Below are 18,832 nucleotides of genomic sequence, written 5' to 3'. Positions count from 1 at the left end.
TGTTGAAATAAGGGGGTAATAATTTTGCATTACAAATTTTTAAATAATAAAGCTTCAAATGGTAAGTTAATACTAAGTTTACTGTTTATAATAGGCATTATAACTTCCTTTTGTATTGGTTCTAATTTTAATGTTATAAATGATGGTTTTTGGCATATAAAATCTGGAGAGTACATTTTAAAAAATGGATTTATACCTAAAAATGCTGTATTTTCATGGTATGGTCTTGAAAAAAATCTTAAGTGGATAAATCACGAATGGCTTTTTGGAATAATTGCTTATTTAATTTATTCTATAAATGGCTTTACCTCCGTTACAATATTTATGGGATTATTTAATGTTGCATCATCAATTTTAGTATACATATATTCTTTTAAACGCTGCAAAAATTTTTTCTTATCTCTTATATGTTTATATTTTTACGTACTTTTTAGTTTTTATACTATGTCTTTTAGACCAATGATGTTAACTCGAATTATGCTTCTAACTTTTTGCATATTACTTGAAAATAAAAAATTTATGCCAAGCCTTATAGTTTTAGTCTTAGGAATAAATATCCAGGGTGGAGTTTATCCATTATATCTATTTATATTGGGATGCTATACACTTTTTAAACACTATAAATACTTTATTGCAGCATTTATATGCATATTAATAAATCCATACACCTACAATCTATATTTATATGATTTTAATCTTTTTTCTTCTTTTAAGGGTACTCCTAAAATTTCTGAATGGAATTATACTCAAATTTATAATTACAAAATGCTGCTCCTAGTTATAATTCTAAGTGTTCTCATATACTGGCTTTCTAATATATCGCTAAGAAATGTTATTTTTTCTGGCGGGCTCATTTTTTTGTCTATAACTGCCGTAAGGCAAATACTTGTATTATTTATGCTGCTTCCTGCTGTCATATGTCCTTTCTTTGAAGAAAGCATATGGAAATTTTGCAAATTATACTATAAGCCTAATATTACTATAAAATTTTTAGAGGATAAATTTAAAAAATCAAAAGAGAAGATAATTATAAATACTTTTTACGCTTTAGTATTAACTCTGTGTTTTTTTGCTTCAGTAGCTTTTCTTGATGACTATACAAATAAATTATTTATAAAACATCAAAATTATTCAATTACTTTGTATAACTCTCAATATCCTATAGATGCTTGCACCTACATAAACAATAATCCTAAAATTAAAAATTCCAAAATATTTAATGACTATAATACAAGTCCTTACTTAATTTTTAGGGGGATTCCAACTTTTGTTGATAGTCGAACCGATATATTTATCAATGGTTTTAATAAAACTAATTCCTTTATCGACCAAGGTAACGCTACTAATGATTATAGGCAAATGCTGTCTGTTTTAAAAAATTACAATATTGATTTTATTTTTATGAAAAAAGACTATATGAATATACGAATAATAAAAAGAACGAATATAGTGAGTTCTGTATATGAGGACCCTTACTACATTATTTTGAAGGTAAATAAAACCAATCTTAAAAATGCAATAAATAGAAATGAATTTTTTGAATAAATAAGATCTTTTTTAATCAGTTGCCATAGTATTCTTTATATATATCCCAATTAGAACTATTATTATCGATAATAGCTTGCAATTCATTTTCGTCGGCGTTTTTTAAATTTGCTGCTGGATCCTTAGAAGTTTTAAAAGCTGAGTCTCCTCCTTTTGAATTATCCACCGCATCATCATAAGTTGCTATATTTTCAGAATCTGGTGAAGAAGCTCTGGCGGTTTTAATTACATTTAGGACTGTTTTAGCATCATTTTTAACAACCGCTATCTTTGATTTATTTATGTATCCAATTACATTTGGCACTAATAACAAGGCAAGAATCATTATAATTGATACCACCGCAATTAATTCTATTAATGTAAATCCCTTTTTTGTATTTTTTAAGTGTAAAGCCATTTATTGCTGCCTCCTGTCACAATTTATTAATATCATAAAGATCATTCTATAAATAAATTGTGACCAGATTTTGCAAAAATAATCATACGTAATAAATAAATCTTACTCGCCTAATTTGTGTGCATACCTAGACCAGCTAATTAACATATAAAATAAGCTAATTACATCCTGACCATTATATCTTAAAATTTTTGTTTTCTTTTCATCTGGCATTCTACTAAAATAATCATCATCTTTAATTACCCTATAAAATGTCTTTGCAAGAGTTGCTCCACTTATTAGCTCACTTTCTCTTGAAATATTGAATATCTTTTCTAAATTCTTAAGTCCTATAACCTTTCCTGCAATTTTTTCATATTCTTTTTGTAAATCAATTGACTCAAAATATTCATTTACTTTAATGTTGATATTATTTTTTTCAAATAAATAATTTATAATTGTAAAATCGTTATTTCCCGAAAAGGTTACTATGTATTCCTTATCAAGCTCATTTTTAGCTTTATAAAAGTATTCTTTTGCCAAATCAAGTATCCTTAAAGCATCGGATTTATTTTCTATCATATATTGAGTTATTTTTATTTTTCTTAAAGCTTCATCATAATATGCACATCCGAAAACTCCAATACAAACTGGCTTCTTATAAATATAATGTTCTAAATCAAAAAATAGTGCTTTTTTATATATTTCATTATTACCATTTTTCTCAAGGCATTCTTTATTATTTATACCATTTACATGTATATATTTTTCTTCTACTATCACTTTTACCACTCTTTCTAAAAGACTACGTAATTATTATGTCCTATAAATATTATTGTAACACAATATATGCATAGTTTGCACAATGTGTTTTCTGTTTATAAAATAAATATGCAGGATTTGGACTTACACCAAAATCCTGCATATAATTTAATCTTAAAGTTTTGTTTCTATATATTTTCTTATAGCCTCTATTTGTACAAGTGTTTGTAATATAAATTCACAGCCAGCAACATACGAATTGTCATCAATATTAACCCATTTTACTAGAGCCATACACCAAAACGAAGGATTATCATCAATTCTAAGAGAAAAATTAATAAAATCTCCAACATTTAATTTAATTTTACTTTTAAAGCAAATCCCTTGCTCTGATAAATTTATTGCCTTTAATATGAACTCGCCTGTTCCATATTTTTCATGAACACTCTCATTATTTACTCTTGGGTATAAAATTTCAACTGGAAATTTAATTCTGTATTTTTTTCTTTTTTCACTTTTATACTTATATTCTCTATTATCGTAAAAGCTTGATTGTGAAGTTAATGACACATAAATCCCCCCTAATAATTTACCCTTTTATTCATAAGACAAGGAAACCAGACTTTAAGCATAATTTACTTATGCAGCATAACATATTAGAAAATTATTATGCACAAATAAATTTATGATTAACCTAGTTTCCATGTATAATACAACATTATTTTATATTATTAGGGATTATTTTTCAATAAATCTTTAACATAATCTTGAAATTTCAATGCTACTTCTTTATCCATAGGAGGTATATCCTTAAGCCTATATTGAATTCCTAATTTATCGTATTTTGTGTTTCCAAGAGTGTGATATGGCAAAATTTCAAACTTTTCTATAGACCTTAACCTTTTTATAATTTTCACAAGGTCATCCATAGCCTCATAATCGTCCGTAATACCAGGAACCATAACATGTCTTATCCATATCTTGCATTTAGCTTTATTAACGGCCTGCAAAAATTTATAAAATTCACCCATGTCTCCACCAGTAAGGGTTTTATATCCATTCTCATTTACATGCTTTATATCTAGAATTACTGTATCCGTATAGCTTAATATTTCTTCATAATCTCCTTGTCCAAACCCTGCTGTATCAAGTGCAGTATTGATTCCATTTTCTTTACACAGTTTTAAAAATCCAAGCAAAAATTCTGGCTGCATAAGAGGTTCCCCTCCTGAGCATGTAACTCCTCCACCTGATGCTTTAAAATACGGTTTAAATTTCTTTACCCTATTTAAAAGTTCAATAGGACTTATCTCCATACTCCCACCGCTAAAATTCCACGTATCAGGATTATGACAAAATGCACATCTAAGTTTGCAACCTTGAAAAAATACAACTACTCTTATACCTGGTCCATCAACAAGTCCCATCGTCTCTATAGAATGAATTTTACCCATATAATCACCCTCTTATACTCTTTCGTGGAAGGTTCTGTTTACAACTTCAAGCTGCTGCTCCCTTGTAAGTTTTACAAAATGAACTGCGTACCCAGATACTCTTATTGTAAGTGTAGGATACTTTTCAGGGTTCTCCATAGCATCGAGAAGCATTTCCCTATTCATTACATTTACATTTAAATGATGAGCACCTTGCACAAAATATCCATCTAAAAGTGCTTTAAGATTGTTTATTCTAGAATCCTTATCTTTTCCAAGCGCATCTGGAATGATAGAAAATGTATTTGATACTCCGTCCTGACATACACTTCTGTAAGGTATCTTAGCAACACTATTTAATGATGCAAGAGCTCCATTTTTATCTCTGCCATGCATTGGATTTGCTCCTGGTGCTAAAGGCTCTCCAGATTTTCTTCCATCCGGTGTTGAACCTGTCTTTTTACCATACATTACATTTGAAGTTATAGTTAAAGCTGATAATGTATGTTCTGCATCTCTGTATGCCTTAGTTTTTCTAAGTTCTTTTATGAACTTATTTACAATTTCTACTGCTATATCATCTACTCTATCATCGTCATTTCCGTATTTAGGGAAATCTCCTTCTATTTCAAAATCAACTGCTATACCTTGTTCATTTCTTATAGGTTTAACCTTTGCATACTTTATAGCACTTAAGGAATCAGCTGCAACAGAAAGTCCTGCTATACCACATGCTAAAAATCTATGAACATCAGTATCATGAAGGGCCATAAGTCCTGCTTCATATGCATACTTATCATGCATATAGTGTATAGTATTTAGAGTATTTACATAAAGCTTAGCTACATACTCTAAAGTTTTAAAATAATTTTCTTTAACCTTATCATAATTTAGAACTTCGTCATCTATTTTTTCAATATTAGGAACTACTTTATCAAACTTTTTCTCATCTATTCCTCCATTTATTCCATAGAGAAGAGATTTTGCGAGGTTACATCTAGCACCAAAGAACTGCATTTGTTTTCCTATTTGCATTGCAGATACACAACATGCTATTCCATAATCATCTCCATAAATAGGTCTCATTACATCGTCATTTTCATATTGAAGTGCATCTGTTTCTATTGACATTTTAGTACAATATTTTTTAAATGCTTCTGGAAGTTTTTCAGACCACAAAACAGTCATATTAGGTTCTGGTGCTGGTCCTAAATTTGTTAAGGTATGAAGAAATCTAAATGAATTTTTACTTACTAAGGTTTCTCCGTTTATTCCCATTCCACCTATAGATTCTGTAACCCAGTTAGGATCTCCTGCAAACAATTCATTGTATTCTGGAGTTCTTAAATGTCTTTCTAATCTTAATTTTATTACAAACTGGTCTATAAGCTCTTGAGCTTGCTTTTCTGTTATAACTCCATTTTTTAAGTCCCTTTCGATATATATATCAAGAAAGGTTGATACCCTTCCAAGAGACATTGCTGCACCATTATTTTCTTTTATTCCAGCTAAATATCCCATGTAAGTAAATTGAACAGCTTCTCTTGCATTTGAAGCAGGCTTTGAAATGTCTATACCATAACTTTCAGCCATAGCTTTCATTTCCTTGAGAGCTTTAATTTGCTGTGAAATTTCCTCTCTTCTTCTTATTAATTCTTCTGTCATATCACCTTTTGATTCATTTAAATCAATTTTCTTTTGCTCTATTAAGTAATCTATACCATACAATGCTACTCTTCTGAAATCACCTATTATTCTTCCTCTTCCATAAGCATCAGGAAGTCCAGTAAGAAGTCCAACGTGTCTTGCAGTTCTCATTTCCTCAGTATATGCATCAAAAACGCCTTCATTGTGAGTCTTTCTGTATCTTGTAAATATTTCATATACATTGTCATCAATTTGAGAGCCATAAGCCTCTAGTGCTTGCTTTGCCATTCTTACTCCACCAAATGGATTTACCATTCTCTTTAATGGTTCATCAGTTTGAAGACCAACAATTACTTCATTATCTTTATCTACATATCCAGGTTTAAAACTATTTATACCAGAGATTGTCTTAGGGTCAGTCTTTAACACTCCACCTTTTTTAATTTCTTCTAAAATTAAGTTTTCACATTTATTCCACACAGCTTTTGTCTTTTCAGTTGGATCCTCTAAAAAATTTTCATCGCCCTCATACGGCGTATAGTTTTTTTGTATAAAATTTCTAACATCAATAGTTTCATTCCATGCTCCTGTTTTAAAATCTATCCATTCTTTTCTCATTTTATCCCATCCTCTATTTATTATTTTAATAGTTGATAATCATTTTCAATCGTGTTATAAGAATATCATATTTTAAATTTAGAGTCAATATTATTTATTTTCATATTTGTGAAAATTTTCTTACAATTATATTTAGCATATTTGAATGAAATATTATATCTTTCATAAAGAAGCTATATATTTTCAAAGTGCGGCCAACACTTATTTTCATTTTTACCATTTTATAGATTGTATAGAATAAAAAAAACGCCCAGGCTAAATTTGCCCAGGCGGTCGGCTCTCTATCAAAATCATACTCCCTGTGGTTATTCCACTTCCGCCGGTCATATGATCGATTCTATTTAAATCTTATGACAATAAAATATCATATTTAAAACTTTATGTCAATACTAAATTATATAGTTTCAATTAACAGTATTTTTCTATAATTTCTTTAAGTTCATCTTCATCTGTTTCTCCACCTAACAAAGCCGATATAACTTTTGAAGCACTTTTTTTAGATATTTTTTCTAATTCTATATTTATGCTTACACCACTTTTAGACATCAAATGCTTTAAATAATTTAATTGTTTGTCTGTAATATGATCTTCTCTTATAAAATTGCTTTCATTTTCAATTTTCCAAACTACTTGAAATATATTAGGAAGATTAAAAACATCTTCAAAATTATGCAGCATGATTTTTTTTCTCAATTTTTCATCTCTTTTTTGGAGATATTTTTTATAAAGTTCAACACTCATTCCACCATCAATAGTATCTTTTCTCACTATGCCAGCATACTTTTCCACTGATTTTAAATTGCATCTCTCAAGGTTAAGCTGCTGCTTGTATGGCTTTATAATTCTGTATAAATCAATATGCTCATCTGGTAAATTAACTTTTATTCCATACTTATCCATTCTACGTTTTATAAATGGTTCATCAAAGGCTTTACCATTATATGAACACCAAACTTTAAAATTCTTTAAATCATTAAGAAAATTTTCTAATATATTTTTTTCATCTTCTAAATTTTCCCCAAAGTACTGCTTTACAGCAAAAATGCTGCCTTTCACATAATATCCTAATGAAATTAAAACTATATTATCCTTTTCTTTGTCAAATCCAGTTGTTTCTATATCAAAATATGCTATATCGGACATGCTATAGTGCAATACTATTTGAGGAGAGATATTTATTTCATTTTCCTTTTTATTTATATACATATTTTACTCCCCCTAATAATCTACAGATTTTTATTATACACTAATTAAATTTATAATAAAATATGACGAATATAAATAATATACCTTATTTAGCTAAATTATAAAATAAAATTTTCGATATATAATCATTAAGTTTGATATATGGGTGGTAAGTTTGATATAATATTAATGTCTACTTAATGTATAGGAGTGATTTAAATGAATTTGCAAGTTAATGGATTAGATGATTTGGATTTACAAATATTAGATATTTTAGTTAAGGACTCAAGAACACCTTACTTGGAGATAGCCAGACAATGCCATGTAAGCGGTGGTACGATACACGTAAGAATGAAAAAGATGGAGGAAATGGGCATAATAAAAGGCACAAAGCTTATATTAAACAACCCAAAACTTGGTTATGATGTTTGCTGTTTTATAGGCATATATCTTGATAAGGCTGCAACTTATACAAATGTACTCGACTCTATGAGTGAAATTAAAGAAATAGTTGAACTTTATTACATAACTGGTGAATTTTCAATTTTTGCTAAAGTAATATGTAAAAGTATCAATGACCTTCAAGATCTTTTAATTAACAAAATACAAATGATTGAGGGCATACAAAGAACTAATACATTTATATCTCTTTCTCAGCCAATAGATAGAAACATAGAAATATAAAAATATTTAATTTAAACATAATATATTAAAATTTGCACATAATAATGCTGTAAAAACTATTTAAAGGAGATGTAAAACATGAAGACTTTAGACATAATTGCACTGCTTTTAGTTATAATAGGGTCTGTAAATTGGGGATTAATAGGCTTCTTTAATTTTGATTTAGTTGCAGCATTATTTGGCACTATGACCTCACTTACTAGAGTAATATATGCGATCGTTGGCATAGCTGGATTATATGCTATATCATTCTTAGGAAGAGATAGAGAAGTAAGGGTAGAAAAATAATATAATTTCAAAATTTATATGCTTTATAACAAAAGGCTGGTTCAAATTAAATATTTGTTTGAACCAACCTTACTTTTTTCATCATAATGTTTTAACTATATCTAAAAGTCGAATAGCCGCCTTTTTAGGCCCCTCTTTTTCTTCTCCCTTTATTCCAAGACGTGTCCTTATTTGTCCAACTTTGACACCTGTTTCAAAAAGCTTATTAAAATACACATCTATTAACTTCTCAGTTTCACTTTGCTTTTGAGTTGGCCCAAATGGATTTGCAAAAAATGTCTTTACAAGTCCTTTTTCTGTTGTTGTTCCTTTAGCCATTCTCGCCCCATCCTTAAACACGCCTATTGCCTTATCTACTGAATCGAAAAATTCCAATTCACTTCCGCCATCTTCGTAGTTATTAGCATATAGAAATATATCTACAGGATATCCTCTTGTTATATCGTTATAAGTAGCAACTGGTATTACAAGTCTAGCATTTGTCTTATCCGGATTCATAAATATACTTCTGTCTATCTCCCTAAAAGCATATCCAGGATCAAGATCATCAAGCCTTACGAATGCACCTGTTTCAGTACCATAACCCTTTGGCTTGTCATTTTCATTTAGTTTAATTACACCCATGTCGTCAAATATTACTGTCATATCGCTTATATATTTTTCTCCAAGTTCTCTAAATGCCTCAAGGCTTTCTGATTTTCCAGCTCCACTATCCCCCATTATTACTGCATTCACTGTTTTTCCATCTTTAGTAATTATATTTACCATGGCTCCATGGATTGGTAAATATCCTCTTTTTATCATGATCAAATTATGCAGTGTAAGCGTCATTTTTTTCATATATCCAAAGTAATCTATATCTTCGCTATAGTTTATATATCCAAGCATAATATCATTTTTCTTGTCATCATAAAATATAGTTCTAGTAGCTTCACTATTATCTTTTGCCCCAAAAACAAATATTATATCTGGTTTAGAATTTGTATATTCCTTTTCCTTAGCTATTTCAAATAAATTACACAGAGTAATGCCATGGGCCATAAAATCTCTATGGAAATATACAAAAGCGAGAAGTTCTCCAACCTTTATAGGAAAACAAAACCAATGATCTCTATTTATCCTACAGTTTAACGGATTCTCAAATACCTCCGAAAAAGTTCCATCTCTTTTTATTTTTTTAGGGTAAGATATAAAAGGTGGATCTATGAAAACAGAATCAATCACAGGAACTCCATTTAAACATTCATACCCCTCTGGATACTTCCACTTTATACTATTAACTATAAGTCCTGCATTCGCTCCTGCTGGAAGCTGTCTATAAACTTTAGGCTTTTCTCCTTGAATATTCTCCTCAACTTTTCTATATGTGCTAAGTATAAGCTGTGAAAACTGCGTATTCGAATCTACAAAACTTACATTTTCTAAACCATCATTAATTTTACTATTATGAATTATGGTATATCTCTCAAGTTTTCTCCAAAATCCATATATATCTTCCGTTATTTTCGTAAGTGAATCTGGATTTTGTAGTAAAGTTTCATATTTAGGATTAATTTTGATGACCTCTTCTCTTGTAAAAACAAGCAATAGTTTAAATATTTCCACTACCTTATCTACAATTTCATCATCATCATTTTCCTTAATTGCCTTTTCAATATATTTGAAATCATTTGAATTTCTAAATTTTATATTTTTTATAAAGGCACTTATGATTTTTTTAAATCCACTACTATTTAATACTTTTTCTGAAGTATCACAATATTTAGCTGTGAAATTAATTATTACTTTATCATTGCTCATGGAAAATTCTTTCTGCATATTATTATAACCCCCTAATGCGAAAAATGAAATCTGAACAGTTGTAATTATTCAATTTCAACCACAACAATGAATATTATACCACAACTATGAAATTTTTTCATTACAAACACTTCATTTTATGATTTTTTGTTAATGTTTTCCGTTATTATTTCATTATTTTCTTTATTCCTTTTTTCAAAATTTCATTATAATCTATGGAATCATAAACATCTTTTTCAAATAAATCACTAAATTTTTTAAATTCTTCTATTGATATGTCTTCTATACTTTTCTGATTTTCTTCACAATAAATCACTATCTCACCAGAAATTCTATGCGCATCTCTAAAAGGTATTCCTTTTTTAACAAGATAGTCCGCGACATCTGTTGCATTTAAAAATCCCTGTTTTACAGCTTCCTTTAGTTTTTCTTCTCTTACTGCCATTGTTGAAATCATTCCCTGCATAACCATTAGACACATTTCTAAAGTATCTGCTGCATCAAAAAATTGCTCCTTATCTTCCTGCATATCTTTATCATATGCAAGTGGCAATCCTTTCATTACAGTAAGCATTGCCATAAGACTTCCATAAACCCTTCCTGTCTTTCCACGAATAAGCTCAGCTGCATCAGGATTCTTTTTTTGAGGCATTATACTGCTTCCTGTTGAAAACTTATCATTCATTTCAATGAAGTTAAATTCTTTAGTACTCCAAATAATAAGTTCTTCACTTAATCTGCTTAAATGCATCATACAAATTGAAAAATCTGAAAGAAGTTCAATTATATAATCTCTATCACTAACTCCATCCAAAAAATTATCTACCGGCCTTTTAAAACCAAGTTCTTTTGCAGTAAATTCTCTATCTGTATCATATGTAGTTCCTGCAAGTGCACAACATCCAAGCGGACTTTCATTTAAAATTTCCACTGCATTTTCAATTCTCATCTTATCTCTTTTAAGCATACTATAATAAGCCATCATATGGTGAGTAAATGTAACCACCTGTGCCCTTTGCATATGGGTATAACCTGGCATTATATATTTGTTTTTTTCACCTTTTTCTTTTAGTGTTTCAAGCAAATTATCTATACATTTTATTATATTCATTGATGTTTTTTTAGCATACATTTTCATATCAACTGCTACCTGGTCATTTCTACTTCTAGCAGTATGAAGTTTCTTACCATCTTCCCCAATTCTCTCAATCAAATTGGTTTCTATAAAGCTGTGTATATCTTCATAATCGCCATCTATTTCAAGTTTTCCTGCATTAATATCTTCTAATATACTTTCTAGGCCATTAATTATATTTATGCACTCATTTTCATTTATTATTCCACATTTAACAAGCATTTTTACATGTGCAATGCTTCCAGTGACGTCTTCTAAAAACAATCTTTTGTCAAAGCCTAGGGAGGCATTAAATTCCTCCATAAGCTTACTTTCACTTTCTCTAAATCTTCCACCCCAAAGCTTCATTATTTATCACCCAAATGTTTCATAGCCTTTATTTTACTTGGAAGACTGAATAAATTTATAAATCCTTCTGCATCTTTATGGCTGTATAACTCACTAGCACCAAAAGAAGATATTCCTTGATCATAGAGTGCATATTCTGTATCTATTCCTGCCACTTTTATATTTCCTTTATATAATTTAAGCTTTACTGTTCCTGTTACATTTTCTTGAGTTTTATCTACAAATGCATCAAGTGCTTCTCTTAAAGTAGTAAACCATAATCCATCATAGACAAGTTCTGAATATTTATGTGCAAGAACTTGTTTATATTGATATGAATATTTTTCAACTGTCAAAAATTCAAGTTGATTATGAGCCTCATAAAGAACTGTTCCACCTGGAGTTTCATACACACCTCTTGATTTCATTCCTACAAGTCTGTTTTCTACAAGATCTGCAACTCCTATGCCATTTTCTCCAGCTATTTTATTTAATGCCTGCATAAGTTCTACTGGAGATAATTCTTTTCCATTAACCTTGTATGGAATTCCTTTTTTAAATGATATACTTAAATAAGTAACTTCATCTTTTGCCTTTTCTGGTGGTATAACCATTGAGTACATTTCTTCCTTATGCTCATTTTTAGGATCTTCAAGATCTCCACCTTCATGGCTTGTATGCCATAAATTCTTATCTTCTGAATATATTTTTTCTTTTGTTACAGGAACTTCTACTCCCTTAGATTTTGCATAATCTATTTCTGCTTCTCTTGAATCAATATCCCAAATTCTCCATGGTGCTATAATTTTTATATAAGGGTCCATTGCTGCTATTGCTGTTTCAAAACGAACCTGATCATTTCCCTTTCCTGTGCAGCCGTGGCATATATAAGCTGCCCCTTCTTTATGTGCAATTTCAACTAATTTTTTTGCTATGAGAGGTCTTGCAAATGATGTTCCTAAAAGGTATTTGCCTTCATAAACAGCATTCCATTTTATTGCCTGATATAAATAATCTGTTACAAACTCTTCCTTTACATCTTCAACATATATTTTAGCAGCACCACTCTCTATTGCTTTAACTTTAACTTTTTCCATATCATCATCTTGACCAACATTAACACATACTGCTATTACATCTACATCATAATTATCTTTAAGCCATGGAATTGTTACTGAAGTATCCAATCCTCCTGAATATGCTAAAACAACTTTTTCTTTCATAATAACAATCTCCTTTTCATATATAATAAAAAATTAATTTCCATTAGTTAATGATTATTATTATACAACTTCTATCATAAATATTCAACATAATTTATAAATATTCATCTAAAAAACATAGAGATAGCTCTTTTAATTTAATATCTCAGCAAATTTTTAAGCATGGTTTTGCATAAAAAATAGCAGATAATTTTGTTTTTATGCAAAATTATCTGCTATCCCATAAACCCTGCTAAAGGTTTTTAATTACTTCTTCTGTAAATTCATCAGTGGTAGCTTTTCCACCAAGATCAACTGTAACAGTCTTGCCCTCTTTTAGAACATTTTTTATTGCCGTATCAATTTTATCAGCAGCTTCCATTTCGCCAATGAATCTAAGCATCATAACACCTGATAGCATTGCAGCAGTTGGATTTGCAATATTTTTGCCTGCAATGTCCGGTGCTGAACCATGAATAGACTCAAAAACTGATATTTCATCACCTATATTAGCTCCAGGAGCCACACCAAGCCCTCCAACAAGTCCAGCAGCCATGTCAGACAATATATCTCCATAAAGATTAGGCATTACTAACACATCGTAATTTTCTGGGCTTTGAACAAGTCTCATGCTCATGGCATCTACGATCATATCTTCAAAATTTATATCTTCATACTGTTTTGAAATCTCTCTTGCACATTCCAAAAATAATCCATCAGAGTATTTCATAATGTTAGCCTTATGAACAGCAGTAACCTTTTTTCTATTTTGTTTTTTAGCCATATCAAAAGCAAATTTTGAAATTCTTGTACTTGCTTCTCTTGTAATAATTTTTATACTCTCTGCTGCATAATCTCCTATTTTATGTTCTACTCCTGCGTAAAGATCTTCTGTATTTTCACGTACGATTATCAAATCAACATTATCATATCTTGTAGGAATTCCTTCATACGTCTTTATTGGTCTAACATTTGCATATAAATTAAAAGCTTGTCTAAGTGCAACATTTACACTTCTAAATCCTGAACCTACTGGTGTAGTAACTGGTCCTTTAAGTGCTATTTTATTTTTTCTTATACTTTCAAGAACGTAATCTGGGAGTGGAGTTTTATATTCATCCATAACCTTTGCTCCTGCTTCAACCACATCCCATTTAACCTTAACTCCTGCTGCTTCTATTACCTTTCTTGCTGCTCCCGTAACTTCTGGTCCTATTCCGTCGCCAGGAATTAAAGTTATCTCATGTACATTTCCCATACTTTTACCTCCAAATTTATATATTATATCCTATGCATTTTGCTTTTTTATTTGATTTAACTTTCCACCGCAAATAAGCATATCCTTTTGTCTTTCCGGTATATCTAAAATCATCTCATAATTTTCATTCTTTGTTTCATTGTATACAGTAACAATTCCATCATTAATTTGTTTTACAACATTATCTATCACAAGCTTATCATTATTTTCTATCTTATCATAGTCATCACTATTCTTAAATACAATAGGAACTATACCATTGTTTATTAAATTTGCCTTGTGTATTCTTGCAAATGATTTAGCAAGTACAGCTTTTATTCCAAGATACAAAGGCGCTAATGCCGCGTGTTCTCTACTTGAACCTTGTCCATAATTAGCTCCTCCAATTATAAAGCCTCCGCCATTTTCCTTTGCTTTTTTAGGAAAATCAGGATCACATGGAGTTAAGCAGTAATCTGCAAGATGAGGAATATTTGATCTAAATGGAAGAAGTTTTGCATTTGAAGGCATAATATGATCTGTTGTTATATTATCCCCAACCTTCGTAAGTGCAATTCCTTCTAATTTAGCTGCTATAGGTTTCGCCTTAGGAAATGGCTTAATATTAGGTCCTCTCACAATCTCCACTTCTTCCCCATTTTCAGCTGGTGGAACAATTAAATTATCATTTACAAGAAAATGTTTCGGAAGTTTTACTTCAACCTTACAATTAAAGGTAGTAGGATCTGTTAAATATCCTGTTAAAGCTGATACCGCAGCTGTTTCCGGACTCAAAAGATAAACCTGCGCAGAAACAGTTCCAGATCTTCCTTCAAAGTTTCTATTAAAAGTTCTTAATGATACACCATTAGTACATGGTGACTGACCCATTCCTATGCAAGGGCCACATGCACATTCAAGTATTCTAGCTCCCGACGCTACAAGTTCTGCTAATATTCCATTTTCAGCAAGCATAGTTAGAACCTGCTTTGAACCTGGTGCTATTACTAATGAAACATTTTCAGCTATTGTTTTTCCTTTTAATATTTCTGCAACTTTCATTAAATCAAATAGGGATGAATTAGTGCAACTTCCTATAGCAATTTGATTTACTTTTAAATTAGTTATTTCCGAAACCTTCTTAACCTTATCAGGACTATGTGGACACGCAACTAGAGGCTCCAATTCATTTAAATCTATAGTTATAGAATCATCATATACTGCATCATCATCTGGTTTTACAACTTTAAAATCCTCTTCTCTTCCCTGAGCTTTAAGAAATTCAACAGTATTTTCATCACTTGGAAAAATTGATGTAGTTGCTCCAAGCTCTGCTCCCATATTACATATGGTTGCTCTTTCAGGCACAGATAAAGATTTTACTCCTTCTCCAACATACTCAAAAACTTTTCCAACCCCGCCTTTTACTGTAAGCATACTTAATACCTTTAATATTATATCCTTAGCAGATACCATGGGTTTAAGCTTTCCTAATAAATTAATTTTAATTACCTCAGGCATTATTATATAATATTCTCCTCCGCCCATTGCTACAGCAACGTCAAGTCCACCTGCTCCTATTGCAAGCATTCCCATTCCTCCTGCTGTAGGCGTATGACTGTCTGAACCTATAAGTGTCTCTCCAGGTACATCAAATCTCTCAAGATTAACCTGATGGCATATTCCATTTCCAGGCTTTGAGAAGTATATTCCATGTTTTTTGGCTACAGTTTGAATATACAAATGATCATCTGCATTCTCAGGACCAGTTTGAAGTATATTATGATCAATGTAGGCAACAGATCTTTTAGTTTTTACTTTGTCTATTCCTAAAGCTTCAAACTGTAAATAAGCCATAGTGCCCGTTGAATCCTGTGTAAGAGTATGATCAATTTTTATTCCAATCTCATTACCTTTTTTCATTTCACCAACTACTAAATGATTTTGTATAATTTTTTCTGTCATTGTTAAACCCATTATATATATCACTCCTTGCATAAAATTAACTTGCTCTAGTTTTTTCTATATCAATTAACTCCTCAAAATATCTTTTAACTTCAATTTCAAGTTCTTTATTTGCTATAGGTGTTGTCCTGCCTTTTTCATACTGCGCATCAACCCAATTTTTTATTTTCAAGATTCTTTCATCTTTTTTACTTACTTTGTCCTTTTGCGGAAGCTTAAAATAAGTGTTAATCCATGCTGCTATACCAGCAAGTCCTGAATATTCATTAACAGCTACAACTACAGGTCTGTTTAATATTTTATCTGTATCAAATATATTATAAATTTCCTCATCCTTCAATATTCCATCTGCATGAATTCCAGCTCTTGTGACATTAAAGTCATCTCCAACAAAAGGAGTTCTAACAGGTATCTCATATTTCATTTCTTTCTTAAAATATTCTGCAATTTCAGTAATCACTTCGAGATTTATATTCTTCTTACCTTTTAGTTGACAATATTGAAATATCATGCCTTCTAATGGACAATTTCCAGTTCTTTCACCTATACCAAGTAATGTAGTATTCACCGATGAACATCCATATAACCACGCTGAAACAGCATTTGGTACAACACAATAAAAATCATTGTGTCCATGCCATTCTAACGCTTCTGATGGCACATTGCAAATTCTTTTAAGTCCACCTATTATACCTGGAATACTTCTTGGCATTTCTACACCTGGAAAACTTACTCCTAATCCAAGTGTATCACACGCTCTTATCTTAACTTGAATATTATACTTTTTACTCAAATCCATAAAGTTATTTACTAAAGGAGCAACAAATCCAAAGAAATCAGCCCTGGTGATGTCCTCCAAATGACATCTTGGAACTATTCCATTTGAAAGAGCCTCTTCAACAATTTCACTGTATTTTTTCAAAGCTTCTTGTCTATTAAGACCTAACTTCTTAAAAATATGATAGTCGGAGCATGACATTAATATTCCTGTCTCTTTTACATGCATTTGCTTTACTAATTTAAAATCATTTTTATTAGCTCTTATCCATGTAGTTATTTCAGGAAATTTATACCCCTTATCCATACATCTTAAAACTGCTTCTCTATCATGTGCGTTATACAAAAAAAATTCAGTTTGTCTAATTACACCAGAATTGTTATCAAGTTTATTTAAATAGTCATATATTTTAACTATCTGTTCCACTGTAAAGGGAGTCATAGATTGTTGACCATCCCTAAATGTAGTATCTGTTATCCATATGGATTCCGGTAAATCTATGCGGTTTTCACTACCATCAAATCTAATCTTAGGAACTTCAGAATATGGGAATATCTCTCTGTAGAAATTCGGTTCTTTACCTTCATTTACATAATTAAAATTATTCATTTTAACACTTTCACTTCCTACCCAAAAATAAAAATGACTTATTTTTTTAAAATTATTCATCTTAAAACATTAGTATATACAGCATTTATTGTATAAATATTATACATATTGAGTTTATATTAATTATTTATTTAATATCTATAGGTTTTTTAATAAGTATAATAGCTTTTATATGAATATATTAACATATTAAATTTATTATTTCAATTATGAATTTTGTATTTTTTGAATTTATTTATATATAAAATTTCATTTTATTTTAGAATCTACATGCATTTATAGATTTTTGCAAGTGAATTATTATTAGCATGAAATTTAATTTATAGGTATTACAAAATATCACACTTATTAAAACAAAGCCTAAAAAAAATACATACAAAATGATTAAATCGTTTTGTATGTATTTATAAATACAAATCCTATTTTATTGTTTAATAACTTTAAGTTCATCATTTATTTTATTCCTAAGCATTTCCGACAAATCTGCTCTTTGTTTTCTATCCATCTCACTAATATTAATTGGCTTTAAAATTGACATTTCAACGGTCCCAGATTTTAATTTACCGTTTCCTTCTTCAAAAATTTTATAAGTTCTATCTAAAACTATTGGAACTATAGGTACATCTGTTTTAGTCGCAAGCTTTAATGCTCCCTTTTTAAATTCTCCAAGTTCACTTGCCTTGCTTCTAGTTCCTTCCGGAAAAATAACCATAGAATAACCATTTTTAATATTTTCAACACCTTGATTAATAGCCTTAAGCGAATCTCTCACATCACTTCTATTAATAAAAACACAATGCATTTTTTTCATCCAGCTGCTTACAATTCTTAATTTTAAAATTTCTTTTTTAGCTAAAAAGCCTATGTGCTTATCTATATTGGCAAGTATTACTAAAAAATCAAAATTTCCTTGATGATTGGAAACAAAAACACACGTTCCATCAGGTATATTTTCAAGTCCCTTTATATTTACTTTTACTCCAACTGTCTTAAGTATATTTCGGGACCAGCTCATAACAATTTTATGAACTAATTTTTCATACTCATCCTCACCTTTGTATCGTTTTACATATGCAAGTCTTATTTGAAAAAATAATGTTATAACTATATAAATTCCAAAATAAACATATAAAAAAATCGTTTTCATATTTATACCTCTAATTCTTCAAAAAATAAAATGGCTCCGCGAAAAGGATTCGAACCTTCAACCTATCGGTTAACAGCCGAGTGCTCCACCGTTG

16 protein-coding genes and 1 riboswitch are annotated in these 18,832 nt (G+C 30.1%); of the genes, 3 read left to right on the top strand and 13 right to left on the bottom strand.

The annotated features are described in order from the left end of the window. Nucleotides 1-24 precede the first annotated feature (24 nt). The gene (locus LQK79_RS07195; protein ID WP_231016059.1) at nucleotides 25-1,545 is read left to right on the top strand and encodes a hypothetical protein; all 1,521 of its coding nucleotides are present in this window, start codon (nucleotides 25-27) and stop codon (nucleotides 1,543-1,545) included. Nucleotides 1,546-1,561: 16 nt separating this feature from the next. Here the strand turns inward: LQK79_RS07195 and LQK79_RS07190 are convergent, their stop codons facing one another. The 6 genes from LQK79_RS07190 to LQK79_RS07165 all read right to left on the bottom strand — a co-directional run bounded on the left by LQK79_RS07190 (nucleotide 1,562) and on the right by LQK79_RS07165 (nucleotide 7,587). Further along, complete coding sequence (locus LQK79_RS07190; protein ID WP_231016058.1) at nucleotides 1,562-1,942, bottom strand: type IV pilin protein; 381 nt, start codon at nucleotides 1,940-1,942, stop codon at nucleotides 1,562-1,564. A 102-nt stretch (nucleotides 1,943-2,044) separates the two neighbouring features. Then, entirely contained in the window at nucleotides 2,045-2,704 is a 660-nt protein-coding gene (locus tag LQK79_RS07185; protein WP_053241356.1) for a ribonuclease H-like domain-containing protein, read from the bottom strand. 153 nt (nucleotides 2,705-2,857) lie between these two features. After that, complete coding sequence (locus LQK79_RS07180) at nucleotides 2,858-3,253, bottom strand: PilZ domain-containing protein (RefSeq protein ID WP_231016057.1); 396 nt, start codon at nucleotides 3,251-3,253, stop codon at nucleotides 2,858-2,860. A 161-nt stretch (nucleotides 3,254-3,414) separates the two neighbouring features. Then, complete coding sequence (pflA, locus tag LQK79_RS07175) at nucleotides 3,415-4,137, bottom strand: pyruvate formate-lyase-activating protein (RefSeq protein ID WP_231016056.1); 723 nt, start codon at nucleotides 4,135-4,137, stop codon at nucleotides 3,415-3,417. 12 nt (nucleotides 4,138-4,149) lie between these two features. Next, on the bottom strand, nucleotides 4,150-6,381 hold the full coding sequence (gene pflB / locus LQK79_RS07170; RefSeq protein WP_231016055.1) for a formate C-acetyltransferase: 2,232 nt from the start codon (nucleotides 6,379-6,381) through the stop codon (nucleotides 4,150-4,152). A gap of 256 nt (nucleotides 6,382-6,637) precedes the next feature. Further along, a riboswitch (ZMP/ZTP riboswitch) is annotated at nucleotides 6,638-6,718 on the bottom strand. Nucleotides 6,719-6,789: 71 nt separating this feature from the next. Further along, nucleotides 6,790-7,587: a ribonuclease H-like domain-containing protein gene (locus LQK79_RS07165; protein ID WP_231016054.1), complete on the bottom strand. Its 798-nt coding sequence runs from the start codon at nucleotides 7,585-7,587 to the stop codon at nucleotides 6,790-6,792. Nucleotides 7,588-7,785: 198 nt separating this feature from the next. Between LQK79_RS07165 and LQK79_RS07160 the strand changes: the two genes are divergently transcribed. Both LQK79_RS07160 and LQK79_RS07155 read left to right on the top strand, forming a co-directional pair. After that, the gene (locus tag LQK79_RS07160) at nucleotides 7,786-8,250 is read left to right on the top strand and encodes an Lrp/AsnC ligand binding domain-containing protein (RefSeq protein ID WP_053241353.1); all 465 of its coding nucleotides are present in this window, start codon (nucleotides 7,786-7,788) and stop codon (nucleotides 8,248-8,250) included. Between the two features lie 78 nt (nucleotides 8,251-8,328). Then, entirely contained in the window at nucleotides 8,329-8,538 is a 210-nt protein-coding gene (locus LQK79_RS07155) for a DUF378 domain-containing protein (RefSeq protein WP_053241352.1), read from the top strand. 81 nt (nucleotides 8,539-8,619) lie between these two features. Here LQK79_RS07155 and LQK79_RS07150 read toward each other — a convergent pair whose 3' ends face one another. The 7 genes from LQK79_RS07150 to LQK79_RS07120 all read right to left on the bottom strand — a co-directional run bounded on the left by LQK79_RS07150 (nucleotide 8,620) and on the right by LQK79_RS07120 (nucleotide 18,738). Next, nucleotides 8,620-10,356 (bottom strand): phosphoenolpyruvate carboxykinase (ATP), encoded by a 1,737-nt coding sequence (locus LQK79_RS07150; RefSeq protein ID WP_053241351.1) that lies wholly within the window; start codon nucleotides 10,354-10,356, stop codon nucleotides 8,620-8,622. A 148-nt stretch (nucleotides 10,357-10,504) separates the two neighbouring features. Continuing rightward, nucleotides 10,505-11,821, bottom strand: coding sequence for an argininosuccinate lyase (argH, locus tag LQK79_RS07145; RefSeq protein ID WP_231016053.1), 1,317 nt, complete (start codon nucleotides 11,819-11,821; stop codon nucleotides 10,505-10,507). Next, nucleotides 11,821-13,023, bottom strand: coding sequence for an argininosuccinate synthase (locus tag LQK79_RS07140; RefSeq protein WP_231016052.1), 1,203 nt, complete (start codon nucleotides 13,021-13,023; stop codon nucleotides 11,821-11,823). Before LQK79_RS07140 ends, argH begins: the two co-directional genes overlap by 1 nt. A gap of 232 nt (nucleotides 13,024-13,255) precedes the next feature. Continuing rightward, entirely contained in the window at nucleotides 13,256-14,260 is a 1,005-nt protein-coding gene (locus LQK79_RS07135; RefSeq protein WP_053241350.1) for an isocitrate dehydrogenase (NAD(+)), read from the bottom strand. Nucleotides 14,261-14,290: 30 nt separating this feature from the next. Beyond that, the gene (locus LQK79_RS07130) at nucleotides 14,291-16,216 is read right to left on the bottom strand and encodes an aconitate hydratase (protein WP_231016051.1); all 1,926 of its coding nucleotides are present in this window, start codon (nucleotides 16,214-16,216) and stop codon (nucleotides 14,291-14,293) included. A gap of 25 nt (nucleotides 16,217-16,241) precedes the next feature. Further along, the gene (locus tag LQK79_RS07125; protein ID WP_053241348.1) at nucleotides 16,242-17,591 is read right to left on the bottom strand and encodes a beta/alpha barrel domain-containing protein; all 1,350 of its coding nucleotides are present in this window, start codon (nucleotides 17,589-17,591) and stop codon (nucleotides 16,242-16,244) included. Nucleotides 17,592-18,015: 424 nt separating this feature from the next. Continuing rightward, nucleotides 18,016-18,738 (bottom strand): lysophospholipid acyltransferase family protein, encoded by a 723-nt coding sequence (locus tag LQK79_RS07120; protein ID WP_231016050.1) that lies wholly within the window; start codon nucleotides 18,736-18,738, stop codon nucleotides 18,016-18,018. Between the last annotated feature and the right edge of the window lie 94 nt (nucleotides 18,739-18,832).

The sequence above is a fragment of the Clostridium guangxiense genome (assembly GCF_021043395.1).
Classification (GTDB): Bacteria; Bacillota; Clostridia; order Clostridiales; family Clostridiaceae; genus Clostridium_S; species Clostridium_S guangxiense.
Note: the sequence above shows the minus strand (reverse complement) of the source record. Positions and strands in the feature narration are given on the sequence as shown.

What these genes read in the sequence shown, in the direction of transcription:
- LQK79_RS07190 (WP_231016058.1), bottom strand. Translation starts at nt 1,942, where the DNA reads ATGGCTTTACACTTAAAAAATACAAAAAAGGGATTTACATTAATAGAA.
- pflA (WP_231016056.1), bottom strand. Translation starts at nt 4,137, where the DNA reads ATGGGTAAAATTCATTCTATAGAGACGATGGGACTTGTTGATGGACCA.
- pflB (WP_231016055.1), bottom strand. Translation starts at nt 6,381, where the DNA reads ATGAGAAAAGAATGGATAGATTTTAAAACAGGAGCATGGAATGAAACT.
- LQK79_RS07165 (WP_231016054.1), bottom strand. Translation starts at nt 7,587, where the DNA reads ATGTATATAAATAAAAAGGAAAATGAAATAAATATCTCTCCTCAAATA.
- LQK79_RS07160 (WP_053241353.1), top strand. Translation starts at nt 7,786, where the DNA reads ATGAATTTGCAAGTTAATGGATTAGATGATTTGGATTTACAAATATTA.
- LQK79_RS07155 (WP_053241352.1), top strand. Translation starts at nt 8,329, where the DNA reads ATGAAGACTTTAGACATAATTGCACTGCTTTTAGTTATAATAGGGTCT.
- LQK79_RS07150 (WP_053241351.1), bottom strand. Translation starts at nt 10,356, where the DNA reads ATGCAGAAAGAATTTTCCATGAGCAATGATAAAGTAATAATTAATTTC.
- argH (WP_231016053.1), bottom strand. Translation starts at nt 11,821, where the DNA reads ATGAAGCTTTGGGGTGGAAGATTTAGAGAAAGTGAAAGTAAGCTTATG.
- LQK79_RS07140 (WP_231016052.1), bottom strand. Translation starts at nt 13,023, where the DNA reads ATGAAAGAAAAAGTTGTTTTAGCATATTCAGGAGGATTGGATACTTCA.
- LQK79_RS07135 (WP_053241350.1), bottom strand. Translation starts at nt 14,260, where the DNA reads ATGGGAAATGTACATGAGATAACTTTAATTCCTGGCGACGGAATAGGA.
- LQK79_RS07130 (WP_231016051.1), bottom strand. Translation starts at nt 16,216, where the DNA reads ATGGGTTTAACAATGACAGAAAAAATTATACAAAATCATTTAGTAGTT.
- LQK79_RS07125 (WP_053241348.1), bottom strand. Translation starts at nt 17,591, where the DNA reads ATGAATAATTTTAATTATGTAAATGAAGGTAAAGAACCGAATTTCTAC.
- LQK79_RS07120 (WP_231016050.1), bottom strand. Translation starts at nt 18,738, where the DNA reads ATGAAAACGATTTTTTTATATGTTTATTTTGGAATTTATATAGTTATA.